The organism is Polaromonas sp. P3_B1, assembly GCF_056402935.1.
On record NZ_JBFUGK010000004.1, the window covers coordinates 59,713 to 75,198 of the forward strand.

Below are 15,486 nucleotides of genomic sequence, written 5' to 3' on the forward strand. Positions count from 1 at the left end.
TTCAACCCAGCACAGCATGAGCCGCGGGACTGGCCTCGGCCTGTCCTGAGCCTGTCGAAGGGCCAGACCGCAGGCGCAGCGGCCCCCGAGGGGCTGGAGCCCGCGGCTCCAAGCCTGCCTGCGCAGGCTTGGACGGGCGACAGAGGCGAAGCGTCTCGCGAGCCGCGGCCTGCAAGGCCTCGCGCATTACACGAAGTCGAAGACGCAGTGAAAAGCGTGGGGGCTAACGTTTCTGATGGCAGGTGCAGTTATTGTGGGCGTAGAGCCCCAGGTGATGTGCCCAGTCGCGCAGCGTGGCCCAGGCGCCGCCGGTGGCGACTTCGTAAGGTGTGAGGCCGAACATGCCCAGGCTGATGGAGGGCTCCACCGAGACCACCGAGTGCCAGGTTCGCTTGGGGATGAACAGGGCATCGCCGGCTTCCACGCGGGCATGGTAGCCGTGGGCTTTTTCGAAGGACGCGAGCTCGCGGACCTGTTCGGGCAGGCGCGAGACGTTGATGTCGCTGAGCGTGGCGCCCCAGTCGTACTTGGCGGCCGGGCACATGTGCTGGCGCTGGTCGGGCGAGAACAGGATGAATTCCTTGACGCCCTGCAGCTGCACAAACCAGTTGTGCGGGAAGTCATTGTGCAGGCCGGTCACGGTGTTGGCCGGGCCCATGAAGACGTATTCCCAGGTCATGCGGCCGGGCCACAGGCTCTTGATGAGCAGGTCGCGGCGCAGCTCGGGGTATTTCTCAAGGATGTCCCACTGCGCCAGGTACAGGGTCGTCGGCTTGAACGACTGCATGTGGGCCCAGTTCAGGTGAAAGCGCTCGCCGGGTTTGTAGCCGTCGCGCACCGGCTTGGGCAGCAGGCCGGCCATGGGATCGGGCGCGCGTTGCGCGGCCTTGCCGAGTTCGCGCAGGTAGGGCGCGACCGGCAGGAAGGGGCGGCCCTTGGTCACGCCTTGCTCGACCAGGCCGTCGGTGAACTTGACCGGCACCTCGGCGCCTTTGCCGGCGCAGACATCGGCGAGGAATTCAAACGACCATTTTTTCCAGGCCGGCCAGTGGTGGATGCCCCCCTTGACCAGCACGGGCTTGTCAAACGGCTGCCGGCGGCCCGAGCGCTTGAGCTCTTCCCAGGTGGTTTCGTGGATCAGCTCGAAGCTGGGGCCCTTGGGAACGTGCGCCGGCGCGCCGTGCACGCGCTCGGCTTCGATGGGCAGGGGGATCGCGGAGTCGGCGGGCATCAGCATGTTGTTGTCGTGTAGGGCCGAGGGCATGGCCTGGGCCTTGTATGCGGGTTTGCGGCGCTTATTTTGCCAGCAGCGCGTTGATCTTCTGCAGGTCTTCGGGTGTCAGCGTGCCGTTGGCCTGGCGCAGTTTGAGGTCGCCCAGCAGCACGTCGTAGCGCGCCTTGGCCAGGTCGCGCTTGGTCTGGAACAGCTGGCTTTGCGAGTTGAGCACGTCGATGTTGATGCGCACGCCGACCTGGTAGCCCAGCTTGTTGGCGTCCAGCGCGCTCTGGCTGGAGAGCTCGGCCGCCTCCAGCGCCTTGACCTGGCCCTGGCCCGACTGCACGCCGAAGTAGGCGGTGCGTGTGGCCTGGGCCACGCTGCGCCGCGCGCCTTCGAGGTCGCTTTTGGCCTTGTCGCGCAGCGACAGGGTTTCGCGCACGCGATTTTGCGTGGCGAAGCCGGCGAACAGCGGCACGTTGAGCACCACGCCGACGGTGGTGGTGTTGGTGCGGAAGGCAAAAGGCGGGATGGTGGTCGCCGTGCCCGATGGGTTGCGCGTGACGTTGTAGCTGGCCTGCGCGTCCAGCGTGGGCTTGTGGCCGGCCTCGGCCTTGTTCACCTCCAGCTCGGCGATCTCGACATTGCTTTGCGCCTGGCGGATGCTGGGGTGCACCAGCTCGGATTGCTCCACCCAGGTGTTGACGTCGGCCGGCGTGACGGTCGGCAGGCCGACCGGGGTGCTCAGGGGCTTGGGCTGGGTTTCGGTCTTGCCGACCAGGGTGTCCAGCGCGATTTTCTTGACGCGCAGGTCGTTCTCGGCGGCGAGTTCCTGGGCGATCACCAGGTCGTAGCGGGCCTGTGCTTCGCGGGTGTCGGTGATGGTGGAGGTGCCGACCTCGAAGTTGCGCTTGGCCGAGGCGAGCTGTTCGGCCACCGCGGCTTTCTGGGCGCGCACAAAGGTCAGGGTGTCCTGTGCGGCCAGCACGTCGAAGTAGGCCTGGCTGGTGCGCACGATGAGGTCCTGGTCGGCGCTTTCGAGCTGGGCCTTGGCCAGGTCGACCTGCCGGGAAGCCTGCTGGTAAGTGGCCCAGTTGGCGGGGCGGTACAGCGGCTGCGAAAGGTTGAGCGCGGCGTTTTGCGTGTTGAAGCTGCGGTCTATCACCGGGGCCGTGTTTTCAAACGAGGTGCGCGACACGCCGGCCGAGAGGCCCGCCGTGGGCAGGATACCGGCCTTGGCCTGGTCGGCCTTGGCGAGGTTGGCGTCGTACTGCAGCTTGGCCGACTGGTAGGAGGCGTCGAAGGCGCGGGCCGATTCATACAGCTCGACGAGACTCTGGGCTTGTGCCAGCGGCGCCATGGCCAGCATTGCCACGGCGGCCGCAATCGACAGGGGCAATATCGCCGGGCGGGCCGGCGGTTTCTTGGGCGTGGTCATAGGAGTCCTGAAGAAATGGATGAGTCGGCGAATAAAAACGGGATCAGTACTGCGGCACCGAGCGGTCCACCTGCTGCGACCAGGCATTGATGCCGCCCTGCAGGTTGACGACTTCGGTGAAGCCGCTTTGCGTCAGGTAGTTGGCCACCTGCAGGCTGCGCATGCCGTGATGGCACAGGCAGGCGATGGGATGGCCGGCGCCGGCTTCCTGCAGCTCCGCCAGGCGCGTGGGTATTTCACGCATCGGGATGTGGACCAGCCTGAAGCCGTCTTCCTTGACCGAGGCCGTCTGCAGCTCCCAGGGCTCGCGCACGTCGAGCACCACGGGCAGGGCGGGCGCGCCAGCGCTGGCGTTGTCGCGCCAGGCGCTGAAATCGGCCGGGTTGAGTTGGGGAATCATGGGTGGCGGCTTTCCGGTTTCAGAAGCTGAAGGCCGAGGGCTCGGGGAAGTTGAGCAGGCGAGGCGCCACGGTGTCCCAGGCCTGGGTGGTGCGCCAGGCGTCTTCGGCCACGCGCGTGACCAGGGTGGCGCGCATCACGGGCTCAAAACCCACGATGGCGCTCAGGCGCCCGCCGACCTTGAGCAAGGACAGCAGCGGGGCCGGCACCTCGGCGACCGAGCCGCTCAGCACGATGACGTCGAAAGGACCGCTCAGCGGGTCGCTGCCGGCCACGGCCTTGGCGATTTTCGCGGCGCCGTCGCCGGTGCGCACTTCGGCGTTGTAGACGCCGGCGCGCTGCAGGTTGTCGCGAGCGGTCTGCGCCAGCGTGGGGTCGATCTCGAGCGTGATCACCTGCTGGGCGCGGTGCGCCAGCAGGGCGGCCATGTAGCCGGAGCCGGCGCCGATTTCCAGCACTTTTTCGTGCTTCTGCACGGCCAGCTCCTGCAGGATGCGGGCTTCGACCTTGGGCGCCAGCATGCACTGGCTGGGGTTGGCCTGCGGCGGCAGCGGGATTTCCATGTCGACAAAGGCCAGGGCCTTGTGGGCCGCGGGCACGAAGTCTTCACGCTTGACCACGGCGAGCAGGGAAAGGACCTGGTTGTCCAGCACTTCCCAGGGGCGGATTTGCTGTTCAATCATGTTGAAGCGGGCTTGTTCGTAGTTCATGGCGGACCTGTGGTTGGGCGAAATGGGGTGGGATGGGGAGAGGGAAGGGGGAGTCACGAGATAAACCCTTGATTTTAGCGGCCGGCCATGACAGGCGCGGGTTCGCCGGGCGGTGTTTCAGGGGCGGCGGCGTGCCGGGTTTTGGGGCCGAATTTGCGCTTGAACCACTGGCCCAGGTCGTCCAGGTAGCAATAGGTCACCGGCACCACCACCAAGGTCAGCAGCGAGGAGGTGATCACGCCGCCTATGACCGCCTGGCCCATGGGGGCGCGTTGCTCCGAGCCTTCGGTCAGGGCGAAGGCCAGCGGCACCATGCCGAAGATCATGGCCAGCGTGGTCATCAGGATGGGGCGCAGCCGGACCTTGGCGGCATGCAGCAGGGCCTCGCCGCGCTCCATGCCGGGCACGCGATGGCCGTCCACGTCCAGCCGATCGGCGCGCATGCGGATGGCGAAATCGACCAGCAGGATGGCGTTCTTGGTGACCAGGCCCATCAGCATGACCACGCCGATGATGGAGAACATCGACAGCGTGGAGCGGAACAGCAGCAGCGCCAGCACCACCCCGATCAGGGTCAGCGGCAGCGAGGTCATCAGCGCCATGGGCTGCAGAAAGCTCTTGAACTGGCTGGCCAGGATCATGTAGATGAAGAGGATGGCCATCACCAGCGCCGACACCGCGTAACCGAAGGACTCGGCCATGTTCTTGGTCGAGCCGCTGAACTGGTAGCGGTAACCGGGCGGAAAGTTGAAGTTGTCGAGCACCGCCTTGATGTCGCCGGAGACTTCACCGGCCGAGCGGTTGTAGACGTTGGCGTTGATGGCGACTTCGCGCGCCATGTCGCGGCGGTTGATCTGGTTGGGCCCGGTGCTTTCCTTCACGGTCGCCACCTGGTTGAGCCGCACCACGCGCGAGGAGCCGTCGGCATTGCTGCCCATGGTGCTGCTCATGAAGGGCAGGCGTTCCAGGTCCTGCGGAGCGGTGCGTGCGCCGGGCGCCAGGCGCACGTTGACGTCGTAGGTCTGGTCGTCGGGCGCGCGCCAGTTGCCCACCGTCTGTCCGGCCACCAGGGTGCGTAGCGAGGCGGCGATCTGCGACACCGACAGGCCCAGGTCGGAAGCCGCGTCGCGCCGCACGTCGACCTCGATCACCGGTTTGTCGGCCTTGACGCTGGAGTCCAGGTCCACCAGGCCGGGAATGTCGCGGATTTTGTCGCTGACCGCGCGTGTGAGCCGCTCCAGCTCCTTGAGGTCGGTGCCCTGCAGGGAAAACTCCACCTGCTTGTTGCCGCCCACTGAATCGAGCAGGCCGACGTGGGTCACCGTGATGCCGGGCACCTGTTTGAGCCGCTCACGCAGCACGCCCGACATCTGGTCGACGCTGCGCGTGCGCGCCTTGCGGTCCACCAGGCGCACATAGAGGCTGGCGTACATCTTGCCCTGGGCGTTGCCGGTGTTGAGCGTGGCCAGCGTGTATTTCACCTCGGGAAACTCACGCACGATGGCCTCGACCTGTCGCGCCTTGGCCTCGGTGTTTTCCAGCGAAGAGCCCACCGGCGTGTAGAAGTTCAGTGTGGTTTCCGAGAAGTCGGCCTTGGGCACGAACTCGGTGCCCAGCAGCGGCACCATGAAGATGCTGGTGAGAAAGATCACCACCGCCAGCAACAGCGTGGCCAGCTTATGGCCCAGCGACCAGCGCAAGATGCCCTGGTAGCTGTTGCTCAGGGATTCGGTGGCGCGGTCGAACCAGCCGGTGACGCGGCCTATGGTCTTGTCGTAGAAAGATATTCCGTTCGCACTGAGCTTGTCGAAGTGCTGCCCGGCTTCGACAGGCTCAGCCCGAACGGTATGTTTAATGGCCGGGTCGTGCCAGACGCTGGAGAGCATGGGGTCCAGCGTGAAGCTCACGAACATGGAGATCAGCACCGCCGCCACGATGGTCACGCCGAACTCGTGGAAGAACTTGCCGATGATGCCGCCCATAAAACCGATGGGCAGGAACACGGCGACGATGGAGAACGTGGTGGCCAGCACGGCCAGGCCGATTTCCTGCGTGCCGTCCATCGAGGCACGGTACGGGTCCTTGCCCATCTGCACGTGGCGTACGATGTTCTCGCGCACCACGATGGCGTCGTCGATCAAGAGGCCCACGCACAGCGACAGCGCCATCAGCGTGATCATGTTGATCGTGAAGCCGAACAAATTCATGAACAAGAAGGTGCCGATGATGGAGATCGGCAGCGTCAGCCCGGTGATCACGGTGGAGCGCCAGGAGTTGAGGAACAGGAAGACGATGAGCACCGTGAGCAGCGCGCCTTCGATCAGCGTGCGGCGCACGTTCTCGACCGCCACACGTATCGGGCGCGAGCCGTCGGTGATGAGTTCCAGCCGCGCACCGGGCGGCAGCAGCGGCTGCAGTTCGGCCACGGCCTTGTTCAGGCCGTCGACCACGGCAATGGTGTTTTCGTCCTGGGCTTTTTGCACCGTCAGCAACAGGGTGCGCTGGCCGTTGTAGAGCGCCAGGCTGTCGAGCTCCTGCGCGCCGTCGGCGATGCGGGCCACCTGGTCGACGGTGACCGGCGTGCCCGTGCCGCCGGCCCCGCCCTTGCGCGCCACGATGATCTTGCCGAAGTCCTCGGGCCGCTTCATGCGTGCGTCTATCTTGACCACACGCTCCTGCTGCAGCGAGCGGATGGCACCCACCGGCAGGTCCTGGTTTTCGTTGCGCACCGCATTGACCACCTGGTCGGCCGTGATGCCCAGCGACTCCATGGCCTGCGGATTGAGGTAGACGTTGATCTCGCGTTTGGTGCCGCCCACCAGCGTGACCGAGCCCGCGCCGCGCACGTTCTCCAGGCGTTTTTTCAGCACCTGGTCGGCCCAGTTGGTCAGCTCCACGGCATCCATGGCCTTGCCCTTGCCGGATTGCGGAAGGACTGCAACGGACCAGATGGCCCGGCTGGCGGGGTCAAAGCGCAGCACGCGCGGCTCTTTCACCTCGTCGCGGAAGCTGGGGCGGATGGCCGCGATTTTCTCGCGCACGTCCTCGGCGGCGCGGCGCCCGTCGATATAGAGCTGGAACTCCATGATCACCACGGACTGGCCTTCGTAGCTGCGCGAGGTCAGCGCATTGATGCCGGCGATGGAGTTGACGCCTTCCTCAATCTTCTTGGTGACTTCGCTTTCAACGATTTCAGGCGAGGCGCCGGGGTATTCGGCGGTGATCACCACCACCGGGAAGTCGATGTTGGGAAACTGGTCGACCTGCATGCGCTGGTAGGAGAACAGCCCCAGCACCACGATGGCCAGCATGACCATGGTGGCGAACACGGGATTCTTGAGGCTGACCTGCGTGAACCACATGCGCGTGAAGCCTCAGGGCGCCGGTTTGGCGGGCGTGCTGGCGGCGGGCTGCGCGGAAGGCAACTGCGTGAAGCGCACCTTGGTGCCTTCGCGCAGCGCGCCGATTTCGCCGCGAACGACGAGCGCGCCTTCTTCCAGGCCTTTGACGGCCACCACGCTGTCGCCGCCGCCGGCGGCGCCGCGCGCGCCCAGCTCGACAGGCTTGTGCACGACCACGCCCTTGTCAACGAGCTGCACATAAGGCGCCGGCTTGTCGGTGCGCACGGCGCTGACGGGCAGCGACAGCAGYGAGGCGCGCGATGTGCCCAACGTGCCCTGGGCGAACAGGCCTTGGCGCAGTGGCGGGGCGCCGTTTTCGCCGGCAGCAGCGGAAACGCCGGGGTTGTCGATGTTCAGGTAGGCCAACACGCTGCGGCTGCCGGCCTGTGCGCTGGGGTTGATGCGCGCGACCACGGCGGCCACGGGCTGGCGGCTGCCTTCAATCTGCAACTGGGCGCTCTGGCCCACGCGCACGTCCATGGAGTCGGTCGCGCTCAGCGTGGCTTCGAGTTCGAGCCGGCTCAGGTCCACGATTTCGACGATCTTGCTGTCTATTCCAACCCGTTCGCCGGGCTGCGCCAGGCGCTGCGACACCTGGCCGGAAATCGGCGCCTTGAGCACCGTGTCGTCCAGCGATTTGGCGGCGACATCGGTCGCGGCCAGCGCGGCCTTGTAGGTCGATTGGGCGGCGTTGAGGTTGGCCAGCGAGGTGTCCAGCGCGGTCTTGGAAATAAAGCCCTGGTCGACCAGCGCCTTGTTGTTGTCGTACTGGCGCTGCACCACGTCGACCTGGGCCTTGGCGGATTCGGCCTGTTCGCGGGCCTGGCGCACGCGCGACTGGTATTCGGCGGCGTCTATGCGGGCGATCACCTGCCCGGCCTTGACCACGTCGCCCTCGCGCACCGACAGGCCCTGCAGTTCGCCCGCAACCCTGGCTTTGATGACGGCGGAGTTGACGGCCTTGAGCGAGCCCGAGACGGGCAAGCCCTGCACGACTTCGCGCACCTGGGCCTTGACCACGTCGGTGGCGGCCAGCTCCACCAGACCCATGTCCTTGACCGCGCTGCTGGCGGCCAGCGCCTGCTGCTGGGCCTTGCGCGCGGCCAGCGCGCGCAGCACGCCGCCCGCGATGAGCAGCACGACGACAGCGGCGATTGCCCACTTGGCCCAGCGCTTCATGCGGCAGCCTTCTTGCCGGCGCGGGCTGCGATGGCGGCGGGTGCGGAAATGCCGTTCAGGATGGTTTCCACCTGGTGGGCGATGAATTTTTGGGGGTCCAGATCTTTCTCGCTGTTCAAGCACACGCCGCCGGAGTGCCTGGAAAGAATCAGGAAGATCATGGGCGCGATCACGACATAGACGGCGTAGTCCAGGTCCATGGTGCGGAACTCGCCGCGGTCCATGCCGCGCTGCAGGATGCTGCGGATCAGGCCGTGGCCCGGCATGATGACTTCCTGGTGATAGAAAGCCGCGAGCTCGGGAAAGTTCTTGGCCTCGCTCATCATCAGCTTGGTCAGGCCCGAGGCGCGCGTCATGCCCACGCGTTCCCACCAGACGTTCATGCAATAGGCCAGCAATTCGGGGCTGCTGCCTTCAAAACTTTCCAATTCGGCGCGCCACTCGGTGAAGCGGCCCGAGATGTTTTCACGCACCACGGCCTTGAAGAGTTCTTCCTTGCTCTGGAAGTAAAGGAACAAAGTGCCCTTGGACACCCCGGCGCGGGCGGCGACTTCCTCGGCGCGGGTCGCGGCAAAGCCTTTTTCCACAAAAAGGTCGAGCGCGGCGTCCAGGAGTTCGCCCGGGCGGGCTTCTTTGCGGCGCTCGCGCTTGGCGGCGACCGCGGTGTTGGGGCTGAAGAGTTTGGAAAGCGACATAGTTACTGACTGACTGGTTAGTAATATATCTGCTTACTTTCCGACCGTCAACCCACAGTGGAGGGCCCGTTCACGCGATGGGTGCAAATGCGAATGGGCAAGAAAGCCGTACCTCGAGGAGCGCGATGACGCCGGGACCGGGGACACCGGTACTCCCTCATCCATCATCCCTTAAAGGAAATTACATCACCGTTAAGATGTGCCGCTGCATTGGATTTGATCACGTCTCATGAGGGCGTCCGGCGCCAAGGCGACAGACGCAATCGGCACCGCGCTGGCCATGGTAATGTCAGCCGCATCGCATGAAGATCGGTCCGCGATTTTCACACCCGTACTTAATACTCTTTGGGATTCAATTGAACTACCACGTCACTCACATAACACGGACCGAGGGTATGGGACACGGATTAAATGGCTACAAGGAAGTCATTGAGTCCGTCATCTGGGGTTTGCGTGAATTGGGGCACACGGTTGAATTCGGGGAAAACACATTTTCTCAGTCGGCGACGAACATTGTCTTTGGCGCTCAAATGCTTGCGATGGATGTGGTGGAGAAGCTGCCGCCCTCGACAATTATTTATAACTTCGAGCAGATTCGGGCTGCGACTCAGCTAAAACCGGCGCTCGTTTACGCGGCAACGAATTGCAAGGTCTGGGATTACAGCGAAGCAAACGCGCAGGCCTGGAGGAAATTAAACGCGGACTGCCGGGTGGTGCCGGTGGGTTATGCGGAGCCTCTCACGCGGATTCCGAAAGCGCCTGTTCAGGACATTGACGTGCTGATGTACGGGACCCCGGGACCTGATCGGCTGGATGCATTCTTTCATCTGTGCCAATTCGGGCTCAAGACGGTTTTTGTGTGCGGCCTGTATGGAAAAGAAAGGGATGAGTTGATTTCGCGCTCAAAACTGATTGTGAACATCAACCTTTATGCCTCCAAGATTTTCGAGATCGTCCGGGTTTCTTATCTGTTCGCCAACCGCAAAGCGGTCGTGGCTGATATTGAGCCGGAGACTTTCATTGAGGACGATATTCGTGCCGGGATATGTGTGGCGGCTCCGTCCAGGCTTGTTGAGGAGTGCGACGATCTCGTCAACAATGAAAGTCGCCGCAGAGCCATAGAAGAAGCGGGATTTGAAGCCATTCGAAGCCGGGATATAAGACCTATTCTCGAGGCCGCTTTGCGGGTTTAGCTCAAGCTGGCGGTCAAGAAGCCGGTTGCGCCTTTCTGGTGAGTGCGCGTTAAAGCGTGACGGCGCTTCGACAGGTTTTCACGCCGGCCGCAACCGTCCCACCAAGAGCGCCAACCCCTCGCGCAACACCTGGCGCGAAGCCTGCAGGCCCTGCGCCGAGGGCAGCCATTCCAGCAACTCGCTTTGGGCCGGCAGCACATAGCCCATGGGGGCGGGTGTGACGGCCAGGCCGGCTTGTTCGAAGGCCAGGACGGCGCGCGGCATGTGCCAGGCGTGGGTGACCAGCGCGATGCGCTGCACGCCGGCTTGCCGCAGCAGCGGCGCCATCAGGCGTGCGTTGCCTGCTGTGTCGCGCGACTGCGATTCGCTCCAGCGCAGGGCCAGGCCGTAGTCCTGTTGCAGCGCCCGGGCGGCGACTTCGGCTTCCGGTTCGGTTTGTGTGCTGTGGGCGGCCCAACCCATTCCGCCGGTAAAGGCCAGCGGCAGGCCGGACTGCCGGGCCAGCCAGGCGCCGTAGCGCAGCCGCGCGGCGGTGGCCGCGCTCGGCTGGCTGCGGCCGTACTCCGGCGCCGCGGGCAGCACATCGCCGCCCAGGATGACGATGGCCTGAACCTTCCGGGCCTTTAAATCGGCCACGTCGAGTGGAGCGAATTGCGGCAGCACGGTGCGAGCCAGCCAGACGGCGCTGCCGTGGCAACTGAGCAGCGCCAGCAGCAGCACGGAAACGGTGGCCAGCGTGAGCCCACTCTTCCTCCTGTTGCGCCAGGCCAGCACCAGTCCCAGCAATGCCAGCAGCAGCAAGGAGACCGGTGGCAGCGCGAGGGCCGCCAGCACGGGCTTGAGTGCGCCTAACTCCATCGCCGGGCGGGAAAGCGGCGCTACTTAATAGAAGGCCTGAAGGCCGGTCTGCGCGCGGCCCAGGATCAGGGCGTGCACATCGTGCGTGCCCTCATAGGTGTTGACGGTTTCCAGGTTGATCATGTGGCGGATCACGTGGTATTCGTCGTGGATGCCGTTGCCGCCGTGCATGTCGCGCGCCATGCGGGCGATGTCCAGCGACTTGCCGCAGCTGTTGCGTTTGATCAGCGAAATCATTTCAGGCACGGCCTTGTCTTCGTCCATCAGCCGGCCCACGCGCAGGCAGGCCTGCAGGCCCAGCGTGATTTCGGTCTGCATGTCGGCCAGCTTTTTCTGGATCAGCTGGTTTTGCGCCAGCGGGCGGCCGAATTGCTGGCGGTCCAGGGTGTACTGGCGCGCGCGAAACCAGCAGTCTTCTGCCGCACCCAGGGCGCCCCAGGCGATGCCGTAGCGCGCCTTGTTGAGGCAGCCGAAGGGACCTTTGAGGCCGCTCACATTGGGCAACAGGTTGGCTTCGGGCACGAACACGTCGTCCATCACGATCTCGCCGGTGATCGACGCGCGCAAGCTCATCTTGCCCTCGATCTTGGGGGCGCTGAGGCCCTTCATGCCTTTTTCCAGCACAAAGCCGCGAATGCTTTCCTGGCCGCCGACCTTGCCGTCGGGATCCTGCAGCTTGGCCCAGACGATGAAGACGTCGGCGATGGGGCTGTTGGTGATCCACATCTTGGCGCCCTTGAGGATGAAGCCTCCGTCCACTGGCTTGGCCCGCGTCAGCATGCTGGCCGGATCGGAGCCGTGATTGGGCTCGGTCAGGCCGAAGCAGCCCACCCATTCGCCGGTGGCCAGCTTGGGCAGGTATTTCTGCTTCTGCGCTTCGCTGCCGTAGGCGTTGATGGGGTGCATGACCAGCGAGCTTTGCACGCTGATGGCGCTGCGGTAGCCGCTGTCCACGCGCTCGACTTCGCGTGCCACCAGGCCGTAGCTCACATAGTTGAGGCCGGCGCAGCCATAGCCTTCAATCGTGGAGCCCAGAAAGCCCATGGCACCGGCTTCGTTCATGATCTCGCGGTCGAACTTTTCATGGCGCGCCGCCATCAGCACGCGCGGCTGCAGCTTTTCCTGGCAGAACGCGTGGGCCGCGTCGGCGATGGCACGCTCGTCGTCGCTCAGCTGGTCCATGAAGAAAAACGGGTCTTGCCAGTTGAAGGTGGTTTTCATGGTTTGTGTCTCCGGAAAGGAAAAAGCCTGCTTGCAGTGTAGGGCGCGGCGTGTCGTGCCGGCCGGGTAGTCATGATTGTTTGACAAGCATGAATAGTTGTCTAATATCAAATAGCGATTCAACGATATAAAAAACATATTCATGGAATTCCGCCACATCCGCTATTTTTTGGTCCTGGCCGAAGAGCTGCACTTCGGCCGCGCCGCGCGGCGCCTGTCGATCTCGCAGCCGCCGCTGTCGCTGAACATCCAGCAGCTGGAGGCCTCCATAGGCGCGAAGCTGTTCACGCGCAGCAGCAAGCAGGTCACCCTGACGGCCGCGGGCCAGGCTTTTGTGCCGGCGGCGCGCGCCCTGCTGGACCAGGCCGCGCAGGCCGCCGGCCATGCGCGCGACGTGGGGCAGGGCATGGCGGGCAGCCTGGCCATAGGCTTTTCGGGCACCATGCTTTACAGCGGCCTGCCCGCCATCCTGGAGCGTTTCCAGGCTGAGCACCCCTTGCTGCGACTCACGCTGAAAGAGCTCAGCTCCAGCGAGCAGCTGGTTGAACTGGCACAGGACCGGCTGGACCTGGGCTTTGTGCACACCACGCGCGTGCCGCCCGAGCTGTCGCAAATCCTGGTGTCCAGCCAGGCCTTTGTCGCCTGCCTGCCGGCGGGCCATGCGCTGGCGCGCAAGCGCTCGCTGTCGCTTTCAGCCCTGCAGGGCCAGCCCTTTGCGGTGGTGTCACGTGCGGTCTCGCCCGATTACCACGAGCGCATCCTGGCGATCTGCACCGAAGCCGGCTTTTACCCCGAGATGCGCTACGAACTGCGGCATTGGCTCAGCGTGGTCTCGCTGGTGTCGCAGGGCATGGGCGTGGCCCTGGTGCCGGCCGCGCTGCGGCAGTCGGCCATGGCTGGCGCGGCCTTTGTGCCGCTGGATGCGGCCACCACGCCTTACGACACGCACTGCCTCTGGAAGACCGCGCGCGACCACCAGGCGCTGGCGGCTTTTGTCAAGGCGGTGCGCGCGATGGCGCCGGCGGCGAAGGGCTGAAGAGCCGGCCCCGACGAAAGACCTTGCGGAAAGTATGTCCACCGCTGGGGGCCCAAAACTGCCACCATGGGGCAGTTCATAGTCTTCAGGAGAACGGCATCAACCCGTATATCTGGTGTGTGGTGGGTGCCCTCTTCGGCGGCGCCGCCTGCTTGCTCGCGGGCACCCGCGAAAAAATCCTTATCCTCGAAAACCTGGGTGTCGGCGTGTTCGGTGCCTACATAGGCGGCGACTTCGTGGCCGCCATCCTCAGCCACGGCAAGACCAACGACACGGTGTTCAGCATGGGCTCGCTGGGCCTGGCCGTCGCCGGTGCCGTCACGGCGCTGGTGCTGCTGCGGCTGATGCGCCGCGCCATCGGCCCCATGCACCGCAGCAAGGGCGCGCGCCGCCGCAATTGATTGAGCCCCTGCCGGGCAAGGGCAAGCGCGCCGGCCACGGCATGCGCGCGGCCCGCGGCGTAAGATTTCCGCTCCTTTCACGACCAACGGTTTTCAGCGGAGATAGCCATGTCCTCATCCCTTCAAACCATCACCCTGGGCGGGGGCTGCTTCTGGTGCACGGAAGCGGTCTACGTCAAGGTGCGCGGCGTCACCGACGTTGAGTCAGGCTACAGCAACGGCCAGGCCGCGCGGCCCAGCTATGAGGAAGTCTGCACCGGCCGCACCGGCAGCAACGAGGTGGTCAAGCTGACGTATGACCCGGCGGAGATCACGCTCAAGGAAATCCTCGAGATCTTTTTTGTGATCCACGACCCGACCAGCCTGAATCGCCAGGGCAATGACGCCGGCACGCAGTACCGCAGCGGCATTTATTACTCGACGCCCGAGCAGAAGGACGTCATAGACGACTTCATACGCCAGGCCAGCCAGGACAAGCTTTTCGGCAAGCCCATCGTCACTGAGGTGCTGCCGGTGGAAAACTACTGGCCGGCCGAGGCCTACCATCAGGACTATTTCGAGAACAACCCCAACCAGGGTTATTGCGCTTTTGTGGTCGGCCCCAAGGTCGAGAAATTCCGCAAGACCTTTGCCTCGCGCGTGAAGGACTGAAGCTGGCGCTGTCTATCTGCGGATAAGGTTGTTCAGGGTTCTTACACGCGCCGCTGCGCGAAGTAAAACCACTCCTGGCCGACCTCGCCGCGCGGATTCGGAAACACCACAAAACCGTCGGCCGGCGCGGTGACGGCTTCGCCGCCGTGCCGCGTGCCTATCGCTTCGCCGGCCTTCACCGCATCAAAGCTGCGCCACTCGCGGGTGAAGCTGTCGCCCTCATGCTCGCGGTCCATGACATCGACCAGGCGCAGGATTTCGCGCTCCATGGGAACCGGCGCGGCAGGCTGCGCCACCAGGCCCAGCAAACCCAGGGTCTGCAAAATCGCGTAGCGCGCCACCAGCACTGCCTGCGGGTCTTCATGCTGGCCGCATTCCAGCGTCACTCCGTAGCCGCCGCGCGAGCGCATGTACTCGGTCGTGCCCACGCCGTAGTTCGGGTCGGTCACCAGGCTTTGGGCGCGGCTGGCTTCGCCTGCTTCGGCCGCCGCCGTGCGCCGCTTGACGCCGCGCGCATAGGTCTCCAGCCAGCCTTCGACGATGCGGTGCGGCCCGGTGTGCAGCGCCAGCTGCATTTCCTCGGCTGCATGGGAAAAGGGCTCCAGCGGACCGTGGTTGTTCTGCGGGCCGATCATGACAAAAGGCGCGCCGCCGGTGTGGAAGGAGTGCAGGTCCAGCAGCACGTCGTGCGCGTCCAGCAGCGGGCACAGCACATTGGCGATGCGGTCCTCGAAATCCTGCGGGATCGCGCTGGGCGCCATGTTGCGGTTGAGGTTGCGCTCGCCCATGCGCTGTTTGAGGCTGTAGGCCAGCGGGTTGGTCACCGGCACAAAAGTCACGATGCCGCGTTCTATGGCCAGCGCGCCGCCGTCGATTTCTTCAAGCAACTGCGTGATGGCCCGCGTGCCGCAGGTTTCGTTGCCGTGCACGGCGCCGGTGACCAGCAGCCGCGGGCCGGGAGCCAGGCCGTGGTAGGTGTGGGCGCGCAGGTGGGTGGGGTGTTTGGGGGACATGGGGTTTACCGTGGGATGAATATGAGGAGGGCGGATCTTCCGGCTGGTGCCGGGCCATGCCGCGTTCATATGACG

At 64.7% G+C, this 15,486-nt stretch carries 14 protein-coding genes; 4 read left to right on the forward strand and 10 right to left on the reverse strand.

Annotation, left to right across the window (positions count from 1 at the left end; translation table 11 throughout):
* Positions 1-223 precede the first annotated feature (223 nt).
* The 7 genes from AC1DXS_RS03585 to AC1DXS_RS03615 all read right to left on the reverse strand — a co-directional run bounded on the left by AC1DXS_RS03585 (position 224) and on the right by AC1DXS_RS03615 (position 9,038).
* Entirely contained in the window at positions 224-1,264 is a 1,041-nt protein-coding gene (locus AC1DXS_RS03585) for a cupin-like domain-containing protein (RefSeq protein WP_477736207.1), read from the reverse strand.
* Between the two features lie 31 nt (positions 1,265-1,295).
* Positions 1,296-2,654: a TolC family outer membrane protein gene (locus AC1DXS_RS03590; RefSeq protein WP_477736208.1), complete on the reverse strand. Its 1,359-nt coding sequence runs from the start codon at positions 2,652-2,654 to the stop codon at positions 1,296-1,298.
* 43 nt (positions 2,655-2,697) lie between these two features.
* Positions 2,698-3,054 carry a rhodanese-like domain-containing protein gene (locus AC1DXS_RS03595; protein ID WP_477736209.1) on the reverse strand — a complete coding sequence of 119 codons (357 nt, stop codon included), beginning with the start codon at positions 3,052-3,054 and terminating at the stop codon, positions 2,698-2,700.
* Positions 3,055-3,073: 19 nt separating this feature from the next.
* Entirely contained in the window at positions 3,074-3,763 is a 690-nt protein-coding gene (locus AC1DXS_RS03600; protein ID WP_477736210.1) for a protein-L-isoaspartate O-methyltransferase family protein, read from the reverse strand.
* A 74-nt stretch (positions 3,764-3,837) separates the two neighbouring features.
* Positions 3,838-7,125 carry an efflux RND transporter permease subunit gene (locus AC1DXS_RS03605; protein WP_477736211.1) on the reverse strand — a complete coding sequence of 1,096 codons (3,288 nt, stop codon included), beginning with the start codon at positions 7,123-7,125 and terminating at the stop codon, positions 3,838-3,840.
* 12 nt (positions 7,126-7,137) lie between these two features.
* On the reverse strand, positions 7,138-8,343 hold the full coding sequence (locus AC1DXS_RS03610) for an efflux RND transporter periplasmic adaptor subunit (protein WP_477736212.1): 1,206 nt from the start codon (positions 8,341-8,343) through the stop codon (positions 7,138-7,140).
* Positions 8,340-9,038, reverse strand: a complete 699-nt coding sequence (locus tag AC1DXS_RS03615; RefSeq protein WP_477736213.1) for a TetR/AcrR family transcriptional regulator — start codon at positions 9,036-9,038, stop codon at positions 8,340-8,342. Before AC1DXS_RS03615 ends, AC1DXS_RS03610 begins: the two co-directional genes overlap by 4 nt.
* 395 nt (positions 9,039-9,433) lie before the next feature.
* On the opposite strand from AC1DXS_RS03615, the gene AC1DXS_RS03620 reads away from it, so the two are divergent.
* On the forward strand, positions 9,434-10,231 hold the full coding sequence (locus AC1DXS_RS03620) for a hypothetical protein (RefSeq protein WP_477736214.1): 798 nt from the start codon (positions 9,434-9,436) through the stop codon (positions 10,229-10,231).
* A 78-nt stretch (positions 10,232-10,309) separates the two neighbouring features.
* Here the strand turns inward: AC1DXS_RS03620 and AC1DXS_RS03625 are convergent, their stop codons facing one another.
* Both AC1DXS_RS03625 and AC1DXS_RS03630 read right to left on the reverse strand, forming a co-directional pair.
* Positions 10,310-11,089, reverse strand: coding sequence for a YdcF family protein (locus AC1DXS_RS03625; protein WP_477736215.1), 780 nt, complete (start codon positions 11,087-11,089; stop codon positions 10,310-10,312).
* Positions 11,090-11,113: 24 nt separating this feature from the next.
* Complete coding sequence (locus AC1DXS_RS03630) at positions 11,114-12,310, reverse strand: acyl-CoA dehydrogenase (RefSeq protein ID WP_477736216.1); 1,197 nt, start codon at positions 12,308-12,310, stop codon at positions 11,114-11,116.
* A gap of 142 nt (positions 12,311-12,452) precedes the next feature.
* Between AC1DXS_RS03630 and AC1DXS_RS03635 the strand changes: the two genes are divergently transcribed.
* From AC1DXS_RS03635 to msrA, 3 genes are all read left to right on the forward strand, one after another.
* A complete protein-coding gene (locus tag AC1DXS_RS03635) occupies positions 12,453-13,346 on the forward strand; it encodes a LysR family transcriptional regulator (protein WP_477736217.1) in 894 nt (297 codons plus the stop codon).
* Positions 13,347-13,465: 119 nt separating this feature from the next.
* Positions 13,466-13,747: a hypothetical protein gene (locus AC1DXS_RS03640; RefSeq protein ID WP_477736218.1), complete on the forward strand. Its 282-nt coding sequence runs from the start codon at positions 13,466-13,468 to the stop codon at positions 13,745-13,747.
* Positions 13,748-13,855: 108 nt separating this feature from the next.
* Entirely contained in the window at positions 13,856-14,398 is a 543-nt protein-coding gene (gene msrA / locus AC1DXS_RS03645) for a peptide-methionine (S)-S-oxide reductase MsrA (protein WP_007865929.1), read from the forward strand.
* 41 nt (positions 14,399-14,439) lie between these two features.
* On the opposite strand, the gene AC1DXS_RS03650 is transcribed toward msrA, so the two are convergent.
* Positions 14,440-15,411 (reverse strand): M14 family metallopeptidase, encoded by a 972-nt coding sequence (locus AC1DXS_RS03650; RefSeq protein ID WP_477736219.1) that lies wholly within the window; start codon positions 15,409-15,411, stop codon positions 14,440-14,442.
* Positions 15,412-15,486: the final 75 nt, after the last annotated feature.